The sequence below is a fragment of the Pseudomonas sp. OG7 genome (assembly GCF_014192825.1).
GTDB classification, from domain to species: Bacteria; Pseudomonadota; Gammaproteobacteria; order Pseudomonadales; family Pseudomonadaceae; genus Aquipseudomonas; species Aquipseudomonas monteilii.
The window spans coordinates 418,096-435,677 of record NZ_JACHYK010000004.1 but is presented as its reverse complement, the minus strand read 5'-3'; the positions used below and the strand labels follow the sequence as shown (position 1 = coordinate 435,677).

15 protein-coding genes, 7 tRNA genes and 1 pseudogene are annotated in these 17,582 nt (G+C 61.3%); 5 read left to right on the top strand and 18 right to left on the bottom strand.

Annotated elements, in window-relative coordinates; genetic code table 11:
- Window position 1: 1 nt before the first annotated feature.
- The 10 genes from FHW75_RS12810 to gltX all read right to left on the bottom strand — a co-directional run bounded on the left by FHW75_RS12810 (window position 2) and on the right by gltX (window position 4,660).
- Window positions 2-436: a thioesterase family protein gene (locus tag FHW75_RS12810; RefSeq protein WP_015269427.1), complete on the bottom strand. Its 435-nt coding sequence runs from the start codon at window positions 434-436 to the stop codon at window positions 2-4.
- 69 nt (window positions 437-505) lie between these two features.
- The gene (locus FHW75_RS12805) at window positions 506-1,339 is read right to left on the bottom strand and encodes an alpha/beta hydrolase (RefSeq protein ID WP_019098750.1); all 834 of its coding nucleotides are present in this window, start codon (window positions 1,337-1,339) and stop codon (window positions 506-508) included.
- 15 nt (window positions 1,340-1,354) lie between these two features.
- Window positions 1,355-1,894, bottom strand: coding sequence for a TetR/AcrR family transcriptional regulator (locus tag FHW75_RS12800; RefSeq protein ID WP_016715158.1), 540 nt, complete (start codon window positions 1,892-1,894; stop codon window positions 1,355-1,357).
- 172 nt (window positions 1,895-2,066) lie between these two features.
- Window positions 2,067-2,142, bottom strand: a tRNA-Glu gene (locus FHW75_RS12795).
- A 42-nt stretch (window positions 2,143-2,184) separates the two neighbouring features.
- Window positions 2,185-2,260, bottom strand: a tRNA-Ala gene (locus FHW75_RS12790).
- Window positions 2,261-2,322: 62 nt separating this feature from the next.
- Window positions 2,323-2,398 (bottom strand) — tRNA-Glu (locus tag FHW75_RS12785).
- Window positions 2,399-2,440: 42 nt separating this feature from the next.
- A tRNA-Ala gene (locus FHW75_RS12780) sits at window positions 2,441-2,516 on the bottom strand.
- A 53-nt stretch (window positions 2,517-2,569) separates the two neighbouring features.
- Window positions 2,570-2,645: transfer RNA gene (locus FHW75_RS12775), tRNA-Glu, on the bottom strand.
- Between the two features lie 72 nt (window positions 2,646-2,717).
- Window positions 2,718-2,793: transfer RNA gene (locus FHW75_RS12770), tRNA-Ala, on the bottom strand.
- A gap of 385 nt (window positions 2,794-3,178) precedes the next feature.
- On the bottom strand, window positions 3,179-4,660 hold the full coding sequence (gltX, locus tag FHW75_RS12765) for a glutamate--tRNA ligase (RefSeq protein ID WP_016715155.1): 1,482 nt from the start codon (window positions 4,658-4,660) through the stop codon (window positions 3,179-3,181).
- Window positions 4,661-4,803: 143 nt separating this feature from the next.
- On the opposite strand from gltX, the gene FHW75_RS12760 reads away from it, so the two are divergent.
- Window positions 4,804-5,859, top strand: coding sequence for an HlyD family secretion protein (locus FHW75_RS12760; RefSeq protein WP_025754820.1), 1,056 nt, complete (start codon window positions 4,804-4,806; stop codon window positions 5,857-5,859).
- Between the two features lie 49 nt (window positions 5,860-5,908).
- Window positions 5,909-7,399: an MDR family MFS transporter gene (locus FHW75_RS12755; RefSeq protein WP_183673870.1), complete on the top strand. Its 1,491-nt coding sequence runs from the start codon at window positions 5,909-5,911 to the stop codon at window positions 7,397-7,399.
- Between the two features lie 70 nt (window positions 7,400-7,469).
- On the opposite strand, the gene uvrB is transcribed toward FHW75_RS12755, so the two are convergent.
- Window positions 7,470-9,485 carry an excinuclease ABC subunit UvrB gene (gene uvrB, locus FHW75_RS12750; protein ID WP_019098585.1) on the bottom strand — a complete coding sequence of 672 codons (2,016 nt, stop codon included), beginning with the start codon at window positions 9,483-9,485 and terminating at the stop codon, window positions 7,470-7,472.
- A 287-nt stretch (window positions 9,486-9,772) separates the two neighbouring features.
- Here uvrB and FHW75_RS12745 point away from each other — a divergent pair, with 287 nt between their 5' ends.
- Together FHW75_RS12745 and FHW75_RS12740 are read left to right on the top strand one after the other, a co-directional pair.
- Window positions 9,773-10,969, top strand: a complete 1,197-nt coding sequence (locus tag FHW75_RS12745) for an amino acid aminotransferase (protein ID WP_183673842.1) — start codon at window positions 9,773-9,775, stop codon at window positions 10,967-10,969.
- Window positions 10,970-11,031: 62 nt separating this feature from the next.
- Window positions 11,032-11,107, top strand: a tRNA-Asn gene (locus FHW75_RS12740).
- 89 nt (window positions 11,108-11,196) lie between these two features.
- Here the strand turns inward: FHW75_RS12740 and FHW75_RS12735 are convergent.
- The 7 genes and pseudogenes from FHW75_RS12735 to FHW75_RS12705 all read right to left on the bottom strand — a co-directional run.
- On the bottom strand, window positions 11,197-11,757 hold the full coding sequence (locus tag FHW75_RS12735; protein ID WP_016715150.1) for a DUF1285 domain-containing protein: 561 nt from the start codon (window positions 11,755-11,757) through the stop codon (window positions 11,197-11,199).
- Window positions 11,758-11,767: 10 nt separating this feature from the next.
- Window positions 11,768-12,373: a DUF4823 domain-containing protein gene (locus FHW75_RS12730; protein WP_019098587.1), complete on the bottom strand. Its 606-nt coding sequence runs from the start codon at window positions 12,371-12,373 to the stop codon at window positions 11,768-11,770.
- 66 nt (window positions 12,374-12,439) lie between these two features.
- On the bottom strand, window positions 12,440-13,408 hold the full coding sequence (locus tag FHW75_RS12725; protein ID WP_027609510.1) for a GTP 3',8-cyclase MoaA: 969 nt from the start codon (window positions 13,406-13,408) through the stop codon (window positions 12,440-12,442).
- Between the two features lie 107 nt (window positions 13,409-13,515).
- Window positions 13,516-14,151, bottom strand: coding sequence for a TetR/AcrR family transcriptional regulator (locus tag FHW75_RS12720; RefSeq protein WP_003260720.1), 636 nt, complete (start codon window positions 14,149-14,151; stop codon window positions 13,516-13,518).
- Between the two features lie 365 nt (window positions 14,152-14,516).
- Window positions 14,517-15,299, bottom strand: coding sequence for a TatD family hydrolase (locus FHW75_RS12715; RefSeq protein ID WP_016715147.1), 783 nt, complete (start codon window positions 15,297-15,299; stop codon window positions 14,517-14,519).
- Window positions 15,300-15,329: 30 nt separating this feature from the next.
- Window positions 15,330-16,316 carry a DNA polymerase III subunit delta' gene (locus FHW75_RS12710; RefSeq protein ID WP_183673840.1) on the bottom strand — a complete coding sequence of 329 codons (987 nt, stop codon included), beginning with the start codon at window positions 16,314-16,316 and terminating at the stop codon, window positions 15,330-15,332.
- Window positions 16,309-16,647, bottom strand: a pseudogene (locus tag FHW75_RS12705) (dTMP kinase); the annotation flags it as partial. The gene FHW75_RS12710 and the pseudogene FHW75_RS12705, both read right to left, overlap by 8 nt.
- Before the next feature lie 101 nt (window positions 16,648-16,748).
- Here FHW75_RS12705 and FHW75_RS12700 point away from each other — a divergent pair.
- Entirely contained in the window at window positions 16,749-17,564 is an 816-nt protein-coding gene (locus FHW75_RS12700) for a deoxynucleotide monophosphate kinase (protein WP_183673838.1), read from the top strand.
- Window positions 17,565-17,582 lie beyond the last annotated feature (18 nt).

The following is a 17,582-nucleotide window of genomic DNA, read 5'->3' as shown; positions in this document are numbered from 1 at the left end:
TTCAGGCGCCGATCAGCGCCGGGCCGTAACCGTCGAGGAATTCTGCCGGCATGCGTTTGGGCTTACCGCTGGACAGCTCGATGCAAGCGAAGGTGGTTTGCGCACGTAGCAGGGTCACGCCGTCACGCGGGCGCTTGAGCTGGAAACGGCGGGTCATGCGCAGGCGCTGGTCCCAATCGATGATCCAGGTGGCCAGTTGCAGTTCATCGTCCTCGTAGGCGGCGGCCAGGTAGTCGATTTCGTGACGCACTACCGCCATGGCGCGGTCTAGCCGACGGTATTCGGCCAGGTCCAGGCCCAGGCGCTGGGAGTGGCGCCAGGCGCAGCGCTCCAGCCAGGTGACGTACACCGCGTTGTTGGCGTGGCCGAGGCCATCAATATCCTCGCTGCCAACGCGCAGGTCGATGACGAAGGGTGTTGCCAGGTCCCAGCTCATGTTCGCTTCCTTGGCGGAAAAAGTGAATTTAGCCGTGACAGGTGAGGGAATGTCCAGCCCTGCTGCCAGTCAGGCGCTTTGACGCGCCGGTGCAGCAGCGCGGGCGAGCAATTCGAGCACTGCCTCACCCAGCCGCGGGTCGGACAGTACACGCTGATGCCCACCCGCCTCCAGCAGCATCAGCCGGCTGTCGAACCACGCTTTATGGATAACCTGAGCCTCATCGGCGGCCACCAAGGCGTCATCAGCGGCATGCACCACCAGCCCCGGCAACTCCAGCTGATAACCCGTCACATCCAGCCGGGCTATCTGCATCCCCACATCCCGCTCAATCTGCCGAATGAACGCCGCCCGCGCCCGTGCTGGCAGCCCCAGGCGATGAGCAAAACCACGCAACACACCCAACAGCCGTGCCGGGGCTGCAATGCTGACAGCAGCCTCTGTACGCAGCCCCATCTGCAAGGCCAGCAGCACACTGGCACCGCCCATGGAATGGCCAATGACCGCACGCAGCGGCGGCAGCTCGGCGGCGGCCTCCAGCAGGGCCCGGGCAAACAGCACCACATTGGCCTGCTCGCCAGGCGAACGCCCATGCCCCGGCCCCTCCAGTGACACCACCGTGTGCCCGGCCCGGACCAAGGTTTCGATCAAAGCGGCAAACTGGGTCGGGCGCCCTTCCCAGCCGTGCATCAGCAGCACGGTCGGCCCATTACCCCAGCGCAGGGCCGACAAGCCGAAGCGCAGGGTAATGCGCTCGGCACTGGCCAGCACGGGCAGCTCCCAATCCCGCGGCGGCAAGTTGCGTGGCGTCATGAAGGCACGGCGCATCTTGCCCGCGACATGCTCGGGGGCCAGACGGCCCAGGGTGCCATTGACACCACGAATCCAGCTCAGGGTAGTCATTGCCATGCTCCAGGGTTAAAGCACCGCCGATTTGGCGGCGCGCAGAATGCGGTCTGACAACTCGCTGGTACCCAGAGCGCGGGCCAGGGCCAGGCCACCGACCATCAACGCCAGATCGGCCAAGGCTTTGTCGGCATCCTCGGGGCGATCGACCATGGCAGCGGTCATCAGCTCGATGTGTTCGGCCAATACCTCACGGAAGACTTCCGGCAGGCGCTGCATCTCGCCCAGCGAGTTGGGCAACGGGCAGGCATGCACCTCGGCATCGCGGTGCTTGCGCGACAGATAGAAGGCACTGGCCAGCGCCCGCCGCCCTGCCCCATCGAGGCTGGGGTCGATCTGGGCGAGCAAGGCGCGACGCTCCCCCAACAGCTGGCGGAACGCTTCGAGCATCAGCTCATCCTTGCTGTCGAAATGGGCATAGAACCCACCCACCGTCAGCCCGGCAGCCCCCATCACCTGGCTCACGCTGGGCTCGGCGGGGCCATGCTGGATCAGCGCACTGCGTGCGGCTTCCAGGATGCGTTCGCGGGTTTTGCTCTTCTTGTCGCTCATCTGAACATTCGCCGGACAAAATATGATGATCGAAATATTATTCTCATCATATTTTTTGGCAAGCAGAATTTCTCGCCGCCTGTCGGTTGCGAATTTTTCGGGAGGGAGAAAAACAAAAGGCCCATTCAATAATCGAATGAGCCTTAAAGGTCCCGCAAAACGCGGGTAAAAATGGCGTCCCCTAGGGGACTCGAACCCCTGTTACCGCCGTGAAAGGGCGGTGTCCTAGGCCACTAGACGAAGGGGACGTAACCTTCGCGAAGATCCACTTACGTGAACCCTGGCAGAAATGGTGGAGCTAAGCGGGATCGAACCGCTGACCTCCTGCATGCCATGCAGGCGCTCTCCCAGCTGAGCTATAGCCCCGAAACAAAAGACTCATCAATAAACGACGAGCCTTTTTAAGCCCTGCAAAACGCAGGAAAAAGTGGCGTCCCCTAGGGGACTCGAACCCCTGTTACCGCCGTGAAAGGGCGGTGTCCTAGGCCACTAGACGAAGGGGACGTAACCTTCGTGCCGATCCGCTTGCGCGAACCGCGGCAAAATTGGTGGAGCTAAGCGGGATCGAACCGCTGACCTCCTGCATGCCATGCAGGCGCTCTCCCAGCTGAGCTATAGCCCCGGATTTTTAGCCTCGCGGCCCAGCGACATCGTGAAACATCGCTTGTGCAAAACTGGCGTCCCCTAGGGGACTCGAACCCCTGTTACCGCCGTGAAAGGGCGGTGTCCTAGGCCACTAGACGAAGGGGACGAACCTTCTTACCTTCAAGACCCGGTTGCTGGACCCGGTCTTGCTCGACAGCCTTGGCTGCCAAGCGGAATTTGGTGGAGCTAAGCGGGATCGAACCGCTGACCTCCTGCATGCCATGCAGGCGCTCTCCCAGCTGAGCTATAGCCCCACAATGTCGCTCTGAACAGAATCGCTGGCTGGGTGGCTGGCGTTTCGTTTTCGTTCATCGCTGTGGACGGGGCGCATATTAAGATCGGATTGCCGGGCTGTCAAACGAAATTTCGAAAATATTCAAAAGTTTTTTCACAGATAACAATAACTTACCGCCCTGCCCCGGTTTTTGGGGCTTACATGGACCTGTGGGAGCGGGGGGGGGGGGGGGGGGGGGGGGGGGGGTTAGGAAAGCCAGCCCGGCGGCCCCCCCCCCCCCCCCTGCGGTGTTTTGTGGGTGCTCCCTGGGGGGGGGGGTCGGGGGGGCCCTTTTTTTTTTTTTTTTTTAATCCCCCCCCCCCCCCCCCCCCCCCCCGCTCCCACAGGTTAGGCGTAAAGCTGAATCAGGCGATCGAGGCCAGCAGCTTTTCCCACTCTTTGTTTTCTTTCTTCGACACGCCACCCAGCAAGTCGAGGGCCTGGCGTAGGCGGTAGCGGGTCAGGTCCGGGCCAAGGATTTCCATGGCATCCAGTACCGACACCGAGCTGGCCTGACCAGTGATGGCGGCGAACATCAGCGGCATCGCGTCACGCAGCTTCAGTTCCAGCGCCTCGACCACGGCCTGGATGCAGCCGGTGATGCGCTCTTTTTCCCACTGGCGCAGGCTTTCGAGCTTCCACAGGATCAGCTGGATCACCTGACGCACCTGGTCGGCCGACAGTTTCTTGCTTTCGAACAGCTTGGCATCCAGCTTCAGCGCGCCTTCGAAGAAGAACCCGCCCAGCGGGGCAACCTGGCTGAAGGTTTCCACACGGCCCTGCACATGCGGGGCGATCTTCATCATGTAGTCGCTGTTGAATGCCCACTTCTGCAGGCGTGCCGCGAATTCCTCGACCGGCAGCTCGCGCAGCCACTGGCCGTTGAGCCACGACAGCTTCTCGATGTCGAAAATCGGCCCGCCCAGCGAAATGCGCGACAGGTCGAAGTGCTCGACCATTTCGGCCAGCGAGAACTTCTCGCGCTCGTCCGGCATCGACCAGCCCATGCGGCCCAGGTAGTTGAGCATCGCCTCGGGCATGAAGCCCATGCGCTCGTAGAAGGTGACCGAGGTCGGGTTCTTGCGCTTGGATAGCTTGGATTTGTCCGGGTTACGCAGCAGCGGCATGTAGCACAGCTTTGGCTGTTCCCAGCCGAAGTACTCATACAGCTTGATCAGCTTGGGCGCCGACGGCAGCCACTCTTCGCCACGCAGTACGTGGGTAATGCCCATCAGGTGGTCGTCGACCACGTTGGCCAGGAAGTACGTCGGCAGGCCGTCGTTCTTCATCAGCACCTGCATGTCCATGCGGTCCCACGGGATTTCGACATCGCCGCGCAGCATGTCCGGGACCACGCACATGCCTTCGCTCGGCACCTTCATGCGGATCACGTGTGGCTCGCCAGCGGCGAGGCGGCGCTGCACTTCCTCGGCGCTCAGCAGCAATGCGCGACCGTCGTAGCGCGGGGTTTCGCCGCGGGCTTGCTGCTCGGCACGCATCTGATCCAGCTCTTCAGCGGTGCAGAAGCAGTAGAAGGCGTGGCCGGCGTCGACCAGTTCCTTGGCGTACTTGGCGTAGATCTCGCCACGCTCGCTCTGCCGATACGGACCGTGCGGACCGCCGACGTCCGGGCCTTCGTTCCATTCGATGCCGAGCCAGCGCAGGGCGTCGAAGATCTGCTGTTCCGACTCGCGCGTGGAACGCAGCTGGTCGGTGTCTTCGATGCGCAGGATGAACTCACCGCCGTGCTGCTTGGCAAAGCAGTAGTTGAACAGGGCGATGTAGGCAGTGCCGACATGGGGGTCGCCGGTAGGCGATGGCGCGATACGCGTGCGTACGGTGGTCATGGAAGGTCTCGAACGAAAGATGAAACAAAGGCGGGATGTTAGCAGGAGGCAGGCACCGGGCTCCAGCAATGGCGCGAACGTCACTTGTCGACAGGCCCTGTGCCGCTGTTAAATTTATTTACATTTCTGGAACGATAGTCCCCATGCCCGCCCAACTCAAACGCCGCCTGCTGGTCTTTTTCACCCTCGTGGCCCTCATCGCCCTCGCCTTCCTGGCCCACTGGTACTTCAAAGGCCGCTTCTACGAGAGCACCGACAACGCCTATGTGCAGGGCGAAATCACGCGCATTTCCAGCCAGCTGGGCGCCCGCATCGACACGGTGCCGGTCGAGGACAACCAGCACGTCAACAAAGGCGACCTGCTGGTGCGCCTGGAAGCCGCCGACTTCGAGCTGGCGGTTGAGCGCGCCCACGCCGCCCTCGCCACCCGCGAAGCCGAATACGCACAGGCGCAAAGCCGCCTGACCCAGCAAGGCAGCCTGATTGCTGCCGGCCAGGCCCAGGTGGCGGCCAACCAAGCCACTTTCGACCGTTCACGGCTAGACCTGAGCCGCGCCGAGAAGCTGCGCAAGCCTGGTTTTGTATCCGAAGAACGGGTCACCACCCTGTCGGCAGACAGCCACGTCGCCGGCTCCCAGGTCGACAAGGCTCGCGCCGACCTGCAAAGCCAGCGCCAGCAAGTCAACGCGCTGAACGCAGACCTCAAGCGCCTCGATGCGCAAATCGCCAATGCCCGCGCCGACCTGGCCCAGGCTGAGCTGAACCTGACCCGCTGCGAGATCCGCGCCCCGATCAGCGGCACCATTGGCCAGCGCAATGCGCGCAATGGCCAGGTGGTGCAGGCCGGCGCCTACCTGCTGTCGATCGTGCCCGATGAAGACATCTGGGTGCAGGCCAACTTCAAGGAAACGCAGATTGGCCACATGCAGCCCGGCCAGCGCGCTGAACTGCTGTTCGACAGCTACCCCGACACGCCCATCGAAGGCCGGGTCGACAGCCTGTTCGCCGCGTCGGGCGCGCAATTCAGCCTGCTGCCGCCCGACAACGCCACCGGCAACTTCACCAAGGTGGTGCAGCGCATCCCGGTAAAACTCACCTTCCGCGCCGACAACCCGCTGCACGGGCGCATCCGCCCCGGCATGTCGGTAACCGCCACCGTCGACCTGCGCAGCGAAAACGAAGGCCACGATGGCCGGTGATCAACTGCTCAGGCCTACAGCCGAGCCAACCCGACGCGACTGGATCGCAGTGATGAGCGTGATGCTCGGCGCCTTTATGGCGGTGCTGGACATCCAGATCACCAACTCGTCGCTCAAAGACATCCAGGGCGCACTGTCGGCCACGCTGGAAGAAGGTTCATGGATTTCCACTTCGTACCTGGTAGCGGAAATCATCATGATCCCGCTAACCGCCTGGCTGGTGCAGCTGCTGTCGGCGCGGCGCCTGGCGGTGTGGGTATCTGCAGGCTTCCTGCTGTCGTCGCTGCTGTGCTCGATGGCCTGGAACCTGGAGAGCATGATCCTGTTCCGGGCCCTGCAAGGCTTTACCGGTGGCGCACTGATCCCGTTGGCCTTCACCCTTACCCTGATCAAACTGCCTGAGCACCACCGCGCCAAAGGCATGGCCATGTTTGCCATGACGGCCACCTTCGCCCCGTCCATCGGCCCCACTCTGGGCGGCTGGCTGACCGAAAACTGGGGCTGGGAGTACATCTTCTACATCAACATCCCGCCGGGGCTGGTGATGATCGCCGGCCTGCTGTACGGGCTGGAAAAGAAGGAAGCGCACTGGGAACTGCTGAAAAGCACCGATTACGCCGGCATCGTCACCCTGGGCCTGGGGCTGGGTTGCCTACAGGTGTTCCTGGAGGAAGGCCACCGCAAGGACTGGCTGGAATCGCACCTCATCGTGGGCCTGGGCAGCATCGCCCTGGTCAGCCTGATCACCTTCGTCATCCTGCAGTTTTCCAGGCCAAACCCGCTGATCAACCTGCGCATCCTGGGCAACCGTAATTTTGGCCTGTCGAGCATTGCCAGCCTGGGCATGGGCGTGGGGCTGTACGGGTCGATCTACCTGTTGCCGCTGTACCTGGCGCAGGTGCAGGGTTACAACGCCTTGCAGATCGGCGAGGTGATCATGTGGATGGGGATTCCGCAGCTGTTCCTGATTCCGCTGGTACCGCAACTGATGAAAGTGGTTTCGCCCAAGGTGCTGTGTGCGTTGGGGTTCTGCCTGTTCGGTGCGGCCAGTTTCGGCTCGGGGGTGCTCAACCCGGATTTTGCCGGGCCGCAGTTCAACCAGATCCAGATCATCCGCGCCTTGGGCCAACCGATGATCATGGTGACCATTTCGTTGATCGCCACAGCCTACATCCAGCCGCAGGATGCCGGGTCGGCTTCGAGCCTGTTCAATATCCTGCGTAATCTGGGTGGAGCGATTGGCATTGCCTTGCTGGCCACCCTGCTGGATGCGCGGACCAAGGTGTACTTCGATTACCTGCGGGAGGCGGTGGTGCCGAGCAGCCCGCAGGTGGCGGAGCGGCTGGCGCAGCTGGCCGAAAGGCTGGGGAATGACAATGCGGCGCTGGGGAAGTTGAGCGAGATTACTCACCAGCAGGCGTTGATCATGGCGTACAACGATGCGTTCCACTTCGTTGGGATTGGGTTGGCGGTGAGTATGGTGGCGGTGTTGCTGACCCGGAAGTTGCCGGAAGGCTTGAAAGCCGGGGAAGCCCACTGAGGCTATTTCAGATTAAATGCGCCCCATGCGGGAGCGGGCACGCCCGCTCCCGCATGGCCGGCGACAGGCTTCAGCTGGTAATCAACCGCTCCCGCAGTTGAGTGATCTCGTCGCGCAACTGCGCCGCCGCCTCGAATTCCAGATCGCGGGCAAACTGCATCATCTTCTCTTCCAGTTGCTTGATACGCTTGGTGATCTCGCCCGGCGTGCGCAGTTCGGCTTCGTAACGGGCGCTCTCCTCCGCCGCCTTGGCCATGCCCTTGCGTTTCTTGCTGCGCGCGCCAGGGACGGTAGCACCTTCCATGATGTCGGTGATGTCCTTGACCACGCCCTTGGGCACGATGCCGTTGGCTTCGTTGAACGCGATCTGCTTCTCGCGGCGGCGCTCGGTTTCGTCAATCGCCCGCTGCATCGAACCGGTGACAGTGTCGGCGTACAGGATCGCCCGGCCATTGAGGTTACGCGCAGCACGCCCGATGGTCTGGATCAGCGACCGCTCGGAACGCAGGAACCCTTCCTTGTCGGCATCCAGGATCGCCACCAGCGACACCTCCGGCATGTCCAGGCCCTCACGCAGCAGGTTGATACCGACCAGCACATCGAAAGTACCCAGCCGCAGGTCGCGGATGATTTCCACCCGCTCCACGGTGTCGATGTCCGAGTGCAGGTAGCGCACCCGCACGTCATGGTCGGCCAGGTAGTCGGTCAGGTCTTCGGCCATGCGCTTGGTCAGCGTGGTGGCCAGCACCCGCTCGCCCAGGGCCACACGCTTGCGGATCTCCGACAACAGGTCGTCCACCTGGGTCAGTGCCGGGCGCACCTCGACCTGCGGGTCGACGAGGCCGGTCGGGCGCACCACCTGCTCCACCACGCGCCCAGCGTGCTCAGCCTCGTAGGGGCCAGGGGTAGCGGACACAAAGATGGTTTGCGGGCTGACAGCCTCCCATTCATCGAAACGCATGGGGCGGTTATCCAGCGCCGAGGGCATGCGAAAGCCGTACTCGACCAGGGTTTCCTTGCGCGAGCGGTCGCCTTTGTACATGGCCCCGACCTGCGGAACACTCACGTGGGATTCATCGATCACCAGTAGCGCATCCGGCGGCAGGTAGTCGTACAAGGTGGGCGGCGGTGCGCCGGCCGGGCGGCCAGACAGGTAGCGCGAGTAGTTCTCGATGCCGTTGCAGTAGCCCAGCTCCAGGATCATCTCCAGGTCGAAGCGGGTACGTTGTTCCAGACGCTGCGCCTCCACCAGCTTGTTGGCCTTTTGCAGGTACTCCAGGCGCTCCTTCAACTCTTCCTTGATACCCTCCACCGCCTCCAGCAGGGTTTCCCGCGGCGTGACGTAGTGGCTTTTGGGGTAGAAGGTAAAACGCGGCAACTTGCGGAAGACCTCGCCGGTGAGCGGGTCGAAGGCGGCGATATTTTCCACCTCGTCATCGAACAGCTCGATACGGATGGCCTCAAGGTCCGATTCGGCCGGGAAAATGTCGATCACATCACCGCGCACGCGGAACGTGGCACGGGCAAAGTCCATTTCGTTGCGGGTGTATTGCAGATCAGCCAGCCGGCGCAGCAGTGCACGCTGGTCAAGCTTGTCACCACGGTCTACGTGCAGGACCATTTTCAGGTAGGACTCGGGGCTACCCAAACCATAGATGCACGAAACGGTGGTCACGATGATCGCATCGCGCCGCTCCAGCAGTGCCTTGGTCGCCGACAGGCGCATCTGCTCGATATGGTCGTTGATCGACGCGTCCTTCTCGATGAAGGTGTCCGAAGACGGCACGTAGGCTTCAGGCTGGTAGTAGTCGTAGTAGGAAACGAAATACTCCACCGCATTGTTGGGGAAAAACGCCTTGAATTCGCCGTACAGCTGCGCGGCCAGGGTCTTGTTAGGCGCCAGCACCAGGGTCGGGCGCTGCACCTGCTGGATGACATTGGCAATGCTGAAGGTCTTGCCCGACCCGGTCACCCCGAGCAACGTCTGGTGCGACAGCCCCGCCTCGATGCCTTCGACCATCTGGCGAATGGCCTCGGGCTGGTCGCCGGCCGGCTGGAAACGGGTGACGAGCTGGAACTCGGACATGACGGACCTCGCGGTGCTGCAGCAACTGTAAATTTAGCCAGTAGTCTATACCCAAATGCGCCCGCCTGGGGGCGCTTTCAAGGCGTAGCTGTGAGCGCGTGTAACGGTGGACCCGGCAATTCGACCAATGGTCGAAAAATATTTGCGCAAATAGCCGGAAAAGCTGTGCCCGAGTGTCGCAGTGACCGGTCGGTATCACTATACTGACTCCCCGTTTGTGCACCGCTTCAGTGCATTCGGCTGGAGCGTGTACGTCCTATCACTCTCCAATCAGAGCCAAGGTAACAATGAGCCTGTTTTCCGCTGTCGAGCTGGCACCCCGCGACCCTATTCTGGGCCTCAACGAAGCATTCAACGCCGACCCACGTACCGACAAGGTCAACCTGGGCGTTGGCGTGTACTGCAATGAGGAAGGCCGCATTCCGCTGCTGCGCGCCGTGATCGAAGCCGAGACCCAGCGTGCCGCCCAGCACGCCTCGCGCGGCTACCTGCCGATCGACGGTATCGCCACCTACGACCAGGCCGTGCAAAAACTGATCTTCGGCGCCGAGTCGCCACTGCTGGCCGCTGGCCGCGTGGTTACCGTGCAGGCCGTCGGCGGTACCGGCGCACTGAAGATTGGCGCCGACTTCCTCAAGCGTATCTCGCCAAACGCCGTGGTTGCCATCAGCGACCCAAGCTGGGAAAACCACCGCGCCCTGTTCGAATCGGCCGGCTTCCCGGTGCAGAATTACCGCTACTACGACGCGCCGACCCATGACGTCAACCGCGCCGGCATGCTCGAAGACCTGAACAACCTGCCGTCCGGCTCGATTGTGGTGCTGCACGCCTGCTGCCACAACCCGACCGGCGTCGACCTGAGCCTGGATGACTGGAAAAACGTCCTGGAAGTGGTCAAGGCCAAAGGCCACGTACCGTTCCTCGACATAGCCTACCAAGGCTTTGGTGACGGTATCGCCGAAGACGCCTTCGCCGTGCGTCTGTTCGCCGAGTCGGGCCTGGAGTTCTTCGTTTCCAGCTCGTTCTCCAAATCGTTCTCGCTGTACGGCGAGCGCGTGGGAGCACTGTCGATCGTCACCGCATCCAAGGACGAGAGCACCCGCGTGCTGTCGCAGGTCAAGCGCGTGATCCGCACCACCTACTCCAACCCGCCAACCCACGGCGCCACCATCGTGGCCACCGTACTGAACAGTGCCGAACTGCGCCAGATGTGGGAAACCGAACTGGCCGAAATGCGCGAGCGCATCCACGGCATGCGCAAACAGATGGTTTCGCTGCTGGCCGAATATGGCGCCAAGCGCAACTTCAGCTTCGTTGGCCGTCAGGTCGGCATGTTCTCCTACTCGGGCCTGACCGTTGAACAGGTTGCCCGCCTGAAGAACGACTTTGGCATCTACGCCTTGGACACAGGCCGCATCGCAGTGGCCGCGCTGAACCAGAGCAACATCCACGTTGTCACCAAAGCCATCGTGGAAGTGCTGTAACTCATTGTTTTGCCAAGGGGTAGCTTGACATCCTCCTGGCAATCAGTAAGATACGCGCAGATTCCGCGATAGCTCAGTCGGTAGAGCAAATGACTGTTAATCATTGGGTCCCTGGTTCGAGTCCAGGTCGCGGAGCCAAACACTGAAAAGCCCCCGGTTGCGCAAGCAACCGGGGGCTTTTTCGTGGCTCACCGGAAGGATGTCAGCGCCTGGCAGATCGAGCGCCTTCAGCTACTCCGCCCGATCGGGTAAAACGCCCCTTGGCTCCACACCCCAAGCCACTCGTCACCGTCGATCACACGCGGCACCGCCAGTTCCACCAGCTGGTAGAACACGTTGCGATGAATCAGCGCCTCAAGGTTGCTACGCATCAGCACATAGGGCGACGGCTCTTGCGTCACCGGGTCGATCACCACGCGCAGCGGGCTGTCCGGGCCGGCATCCACCTGATCCTCGACATTGCTGGTAAAGCGCAGCACCTGCTGTTCGCCCTCCCCCAGCACCTCCAGCGCCACCGCCACGAACGGCGCGTCATCCACGCGGATGCCAACCTTTTCTACCGGGGTAACCAGGAAGTAGTCATCGCCATCGCGGCGGATGATGGTGGAGAACAGCCGCACCATCGGTTTGCGCCCGATCGGCGTACCCAGGTAGTACCAGGTGCCGTCGCGAGCGATCCGCATGTCGATGTCGCCGCAGAAGTCCGGGTTCCACAGATGCACCGGCGGCAACCCCTTGGCCTTGGGGATCTGCGCCAGAAGATCATTGGCCTTGCCGGAATCGCTCATCACGCCTGCCTCATTCGCTCATGCCCAGAAGGCTACGAGCGTACTCGCGCATCGGTGCGCCAAGCAAATCCTCGGGGGTATTGTCGTGGAACGTCAACAAACCGCCACGGCTCTTGATGCGTGCGGTATCGATCAGGTAGCGGGTATTGGTTTCGATCAGCATCATCTGCACCACGCCACTGTCCCAACCCAAGCGGTCGACCGCCTGTTCGTCATACCATTCGTCGCCATTGCCGATGCGGTCGTCGGTACGGGCGAAGCGGGTGTACAACACGTAGTCCGCACCAACCGAACGTGCCTGGGCAACGGCTTCTTCCAGGCCCAGCGGGCCTTGGGCACGGCGCACCAGCGGGAAATACTCCACGAAGCTCTTGAAGGCCTGCTCGGCCACCACGTTCTGCCGTGGCACCGGCCCCTTGCCCGGTGGCACGAACGCGCCCTGGCCAATGAAGATGAACGAATCGGGCTGCAGACGGATCGACAGGGTGCGACGGGTATCGCTGTGGTCGAGCAGACCGGCATCGCTCATGTGATAACGAACGCCCTCGCCCATATCGCTGACATTCATGCAACCGCCCAGCGCCATCAGCGCCAGCAGCAAGACCAGGCTACGCATCTTTCCTCCAGTGGCCGGTGACGAAAAACCGGCGAATAGCCGGCGGATGCAGCTTTTGCGCCAGCTTCAGCCGCCGATCACTTTCATCACCATCACATCCCCGGCAAACGCTTGCTCTTGCTTGTCAGCCAAGGCCTTGACCAGCAAGCGCTGCAGGGCCGGCAATGCTTGATGGCGTGGCTTATCCAGCAGATCGCCGACGAAGTGGCGATTGCTGGACGAAAGGCAGCCATGCAACCAGCCTGTCGAGGACAAACGCAAACGCGAGCAGGTGCGGCAGAACGGCAGGCTTTCGTTGGCAATGACGCCGAAGTGCCCACGCCCAGGTATTTGATAGCGCAAAGCCGTGGCGTCCACTGGCGCATCGACTTGGGCATAGGTGTGCCTGCTGCCAATCAGCGTGAGCAGTGGGTCCAGGCCGACGAACTGTTGCAGGAACGTATTGCGGTCACGCGCCAGGTGGCCCATGCGCATGAGCTCTATGAAGCGAAGCTCAAAGCCGCGTTCAAGGCAGTAATCCAGCAGGGGCAATACCTGGTCGAGGTTCTGCCCACGCATCGGCACCATGTTCACCTTGATGCGCATCCCCATCGCACTCGCCTGCTCCATACCTGTCAGCACATTGGCCAGGTCGCCACCCCGCGCAATGCGGCGGAAAGCTTGAGGGTCAAGGGTGTCGAGCGAAACATTCAGGCGGCGGATGCCAGCTGCCTGCAACTGGGGCAACTTGCGCGCCAACAACTGGCCATTGGTGGTCAACGAAATATCATCGAGGCTTAGTTCGGCCACAGCGGCCAGAAAGGCATCCAGGCGTGGGCTGACCAGCGGCTCACCGCCCGTGATGCGCAGCCGCTCGATACCGGCCGCTTCGATCAGGTAGGCCACGCCACGGGCCAGGGCATCCGACGACAATTCGTCCTGCGCCGCCACCAGACGCTTGCCGTCTGGTACGCAGTAGGTGCAGGCGTAATTGCAGGCAGCCGTCAGGCTGACGCGCAGGTTGCGAAAACGTCTGCCTTGACGATCGACAATCATGAATGACTCCGGCATGGATGATGAGGGCTGGCAAAACCTGACTCATAAATCAGGTTTTTGCAAGCCCCCGCTTCATACCGGGTATCAGCAGCGAAGGAAGCTGCGCTTCAGTTCGAAGGTTCCGGATCGCGCTTGCGCTTGTTACCCATGCGCACGCCAATGTCCATCAGGAACTGGAAGAAGCCCTCCTGGTCCTCCAGCACATTGCTCCAGAACGGCGAGTGGTACAGCGCCACGGCGCCATGCACCAGTGCCCAGGCGGCGCAATAGTGGAAATAGGGCGGCACGTCTTCAAGCTTGCCTTCGCTGATGCGGCCTTTGATCAGCTGGGTCAGGCGGTCGAAGTTGGAGGCCCGAATGCTGTGCAGTTGCTCGACCATTTCCGGCACCTGATTGCCCTTGACCACCTTTTCTTCCAGGCGGTCGAACAGCCGGTAACGTTGCGGGTCGCGCATGCGGAACTCGAAGTAGGCACGCGACAGGGCTTCCTTGTCGCGGTCGACGTCGGCCGAGTGCAACAGTGCGTTCAGGTCACGCTCATAGTCGAGCATCAGGCGCAGGTAGATCTCCGCCTTGGACTTGAAGTGCTTGTAGATCGTGCCTTTGCCGATGCCCACGGCGTCGGCGATCATCTCGACGGTGACGCTGTCTTCACCCTGTTCGAGAAACAGCTTGAGCGCGGTGTCGAGGATTTCCTGTTCGCGACGGCGAAACTCACGGACCTTACGAGGTTCTTTCTGCATGGGAAGGACTGGATGACAATCGAAGCGGTTTATTATGCCTAACTTGCGGGAAATTGCACGGATCATCCAAGCATGTCTGTGTTTCACGATGCATATGGCCATGCGCTGCGGGAGGAATGGCACCTCGGTGTATTCCAAATCTGTTTAAAAAACGACCAATATGCACTGGCACTGCGCCAAACCTGACCAATACTTGAAGTGTTGGCGCGGCGCATCCCCCCCAAGTGGCGCGCCGATAAAGGTGCTCAGGGACCGCGTACCTTTGTTTTACTCCTAATGGTCTTAACCCGGATTCCCCCCCCAGAACCCGGGTTTTTTTTGTGCGCCCCGCAGGGTGGACTGGCCAGGGAATACAGTTCGAGCGATCAGCGCACTCGCGCCAAGGGGAACAACCGCTTGAAGTTCGCCGTGGTTTGCTCCGCCAGTTGCTCATAACTGGCCCCCCGCAACGAGGCCACATACTCCGCCACCTCGCGCACATACTGCGGCAAATTCGGCTTGCCCCGGTGCGGAATCGGCGCCAGGTACGGCGAATCGGTTTCCACCAGCAGCCGATCGACCGGCACCTGCCGCGCCACTTCGCGCAGGGCTTCGGCATTGCGGAACGTCACGATGCCAGACAGGGAAATGTAATACCCCAGATCCAGCGCCGCCCTGGCCATGTCCCAGTCTTCGGTAAAGCAATGCAGCACGCCGGCCTGCGGCAGGTTGGCCTCGCGTAACAACGCCAGGGTATCGGCGCGTGCCGCCCGGGTGTGCACGATCACCGGCTTGCCAGTCTGCCGCGAGGCTTCCAGGTGCAGGCGGAACGAAGCCTGCTGCAGTTCGGCAGCTTCGGGCTCATAGTGATAATCCAGCCCGGTTTCGCCAATCGCTACCACATGCGGGTGGGCCAGCTCGCGCAGCAGCCACTCCAGCGCTGGGGTTTCACCCGGCGCCAGGTCCAGCGGGTGTACACCTACCGAGCAATCAACATCGGCGTATTGCTCGCTCAGGGCTTTCACCGCGCCGGCGTTCTCGGCACTGACACCGATACAGAGGAAGTGCCCCACCCCACGCTCACGCGCCGCCTGCAAGGCAGCATCGAGGGAGCCCTGATGGGCGCTCAGGTCAAGACGGTCGAGGTGGCAATGGGAATCTACGAGCATGGGATAACAGCACACATGAAAAATGGGAAATCAGCGGGCGCCCGGCAATTGCAGCCAGTGAGCCAGCAGCGACTCTAGCAACAGGGCACGGTTGAGGTTGGCCTTGCCCAGCACCTTCTGGCGCTGCTCCAGGATCCACGCCTGCACCTCCAGCACCTTGGCCTGGCGGCTCTTCTGCGCCAGGTATTGCACCACCTTGCGCATATCGGCCAAGCCTAAACCTTCCTCGTCCTGGGTCAACTGGTAGCGCAGGATCAGGTGCGACCAATCGCAAAACCAGTCGAACAGCAGCAACAACGGTACACCGTTCCAGGCATCGGCCAACTGACTCGGCGATTGCTGCTGTTTGAGCAGCTTCTTCACCCCATCGGTAACCAGCGCACGCTGCTCACGCACGCCTTGCGCCTGCAGACTGACTGCCATCAATGGCGAACCGGCCGCCAACGTCAGCAGCTCGTCACGTTCGGCCTGGTCACTGTCGGGCAACGCTTCGGCCAGCCAAGCCTGGCTCTGGGCCAAGCTGGGCTGCGGGCAGGCGACCTGCTGGCAGCGGCTCTTGATGGTGGGCAGCAGGCGGCTAGGCTGGTGTGTGACCAACAGCAACACGGTATCGCCAGAGGGCTCTTCAAGGCTTTTGAGCAGTGCGTTGGAGGCATTTACGTTCATCGCCTCCACCGGCTCGATCAAGACGACCTTGCGCCCGCCCAGCTGGGCCGTCTGCACCACGAGGGCTACCAGTTCGCGCACCTGGTCGACCTTGATCGGCTTATCGTCCTCTTCAGGTTCGAGGACGAAGTTGTCCGGGTGGCTACCCGCCTTGAGCAGCAGGCAAGACTTGCACCCACCGCAGGCGTTCAGGCCTTGAGGCTGCTGACACAGCAAAAGGGCCATCAGGCGCTCTGCCAAGGCCCGCTTGCCGATACCCTGTGGCCCGTGCAACAGATAGGCATGGGCGTGCTGGCTTCGGCCGGCCAGCTGCTGCCAGAGGGCCTGCTGCCAAGGGTAGGCCTCAGCCACGGCAACGCTCCACGATGCCGGGCAGCAGCACGTCAATGGCCCGCTGCACGGCCTCAAGGGATTGCGCGGCGTCCAGCAGGCTGTAGCGCTGTGGCTCGCGCTGGGCGCGCTGCAGATACGCCTGGCGAACGGCTTCGAAGAAGGCCTGGCCTTCCTGCTCGAAACGGTCCAGGCGACCGCGAGCGGCGGCGCGGGCAAGGCCAACTTCGACCGGCAGGTCGAACACCAGGGTCAGATCTGGGCGCAAGTCGCCCTGTACAAATTGCTCCAGGGCAGCGATACGCTCGACAGACAAACCACGGCCACCCCCTTGATAGGCATAGGTGGCGTCTTGTTTCGGAATCAAGGGAACTGGAAACAAGCTGCTATACTCATCTTAAGAAAAAATGTAAACAAGATAAAAATCCATTATAAATCAGGGGGTTAATCAAAATGAAGAGAGTCGTAGGGCTAGCTGCCAAGGCTCGATCAGGAAAGGACACAGGTGCGGCTTTCCTGCTGAGTCATCCTGAGGTGACCGCTTACGCTCTGGCTGATCCTCTGAAGCGTGGGTGCCAAGCTCTCTTCAATCTGTCTGATTCGCAGACCTGGGATGATAACGTAAAGGAGATCAAGGTGGGGGCATGGGGCCTTTCCCCGAGGGAATTCTTCCAGCGAGTTGGCACTGAATGGATGAGGGGTCATAACCCAGTCCATTGGCTAATGCGTGCAGACCGAGAGATCTACGCTCCAGTTGCCATCACCCCCCTCCTCCCCGAGCAGCTCACGCACCCTGATCTTCCTTTCATCCTCGCAGCCCAAGCGTTCTTCAACTTAACCCACCAGCAGTGTTGGGATCTCGTAGAAAGCCAGAAAACCGACCCTTTCTGGACGCTTGCCCCGGTGGAGATGATCAAATTGATCAAAGGGAAAGCGCTGCAAGATTTCCCTACTTTCATAGCTCGCCGTAACTCAATGCCCAATCAGAACTTTAATGAGTCAGCATTCGTGCTGAGGGCGCCGCTAGACACCACCGCCAAAAAAATTATTATTATCAAAGATATTAGATTTGAAAATGAGGCCGAGTACATCCGAAGTATCGGCGGTGCGATCTGGCACATCGTTCGCGACAACGCAGAACCTGTAAAAGAGCACTCATCAGAGAGTGGGATTGAGATCAGGCAGAGCGACATTGTCATCCATAATAATGGAACCCTCGACGAATATAAAGAACAACTTGACGCAGCATGGAAAACATTAGCCGAGTAAATTACAACGGTGAATCAC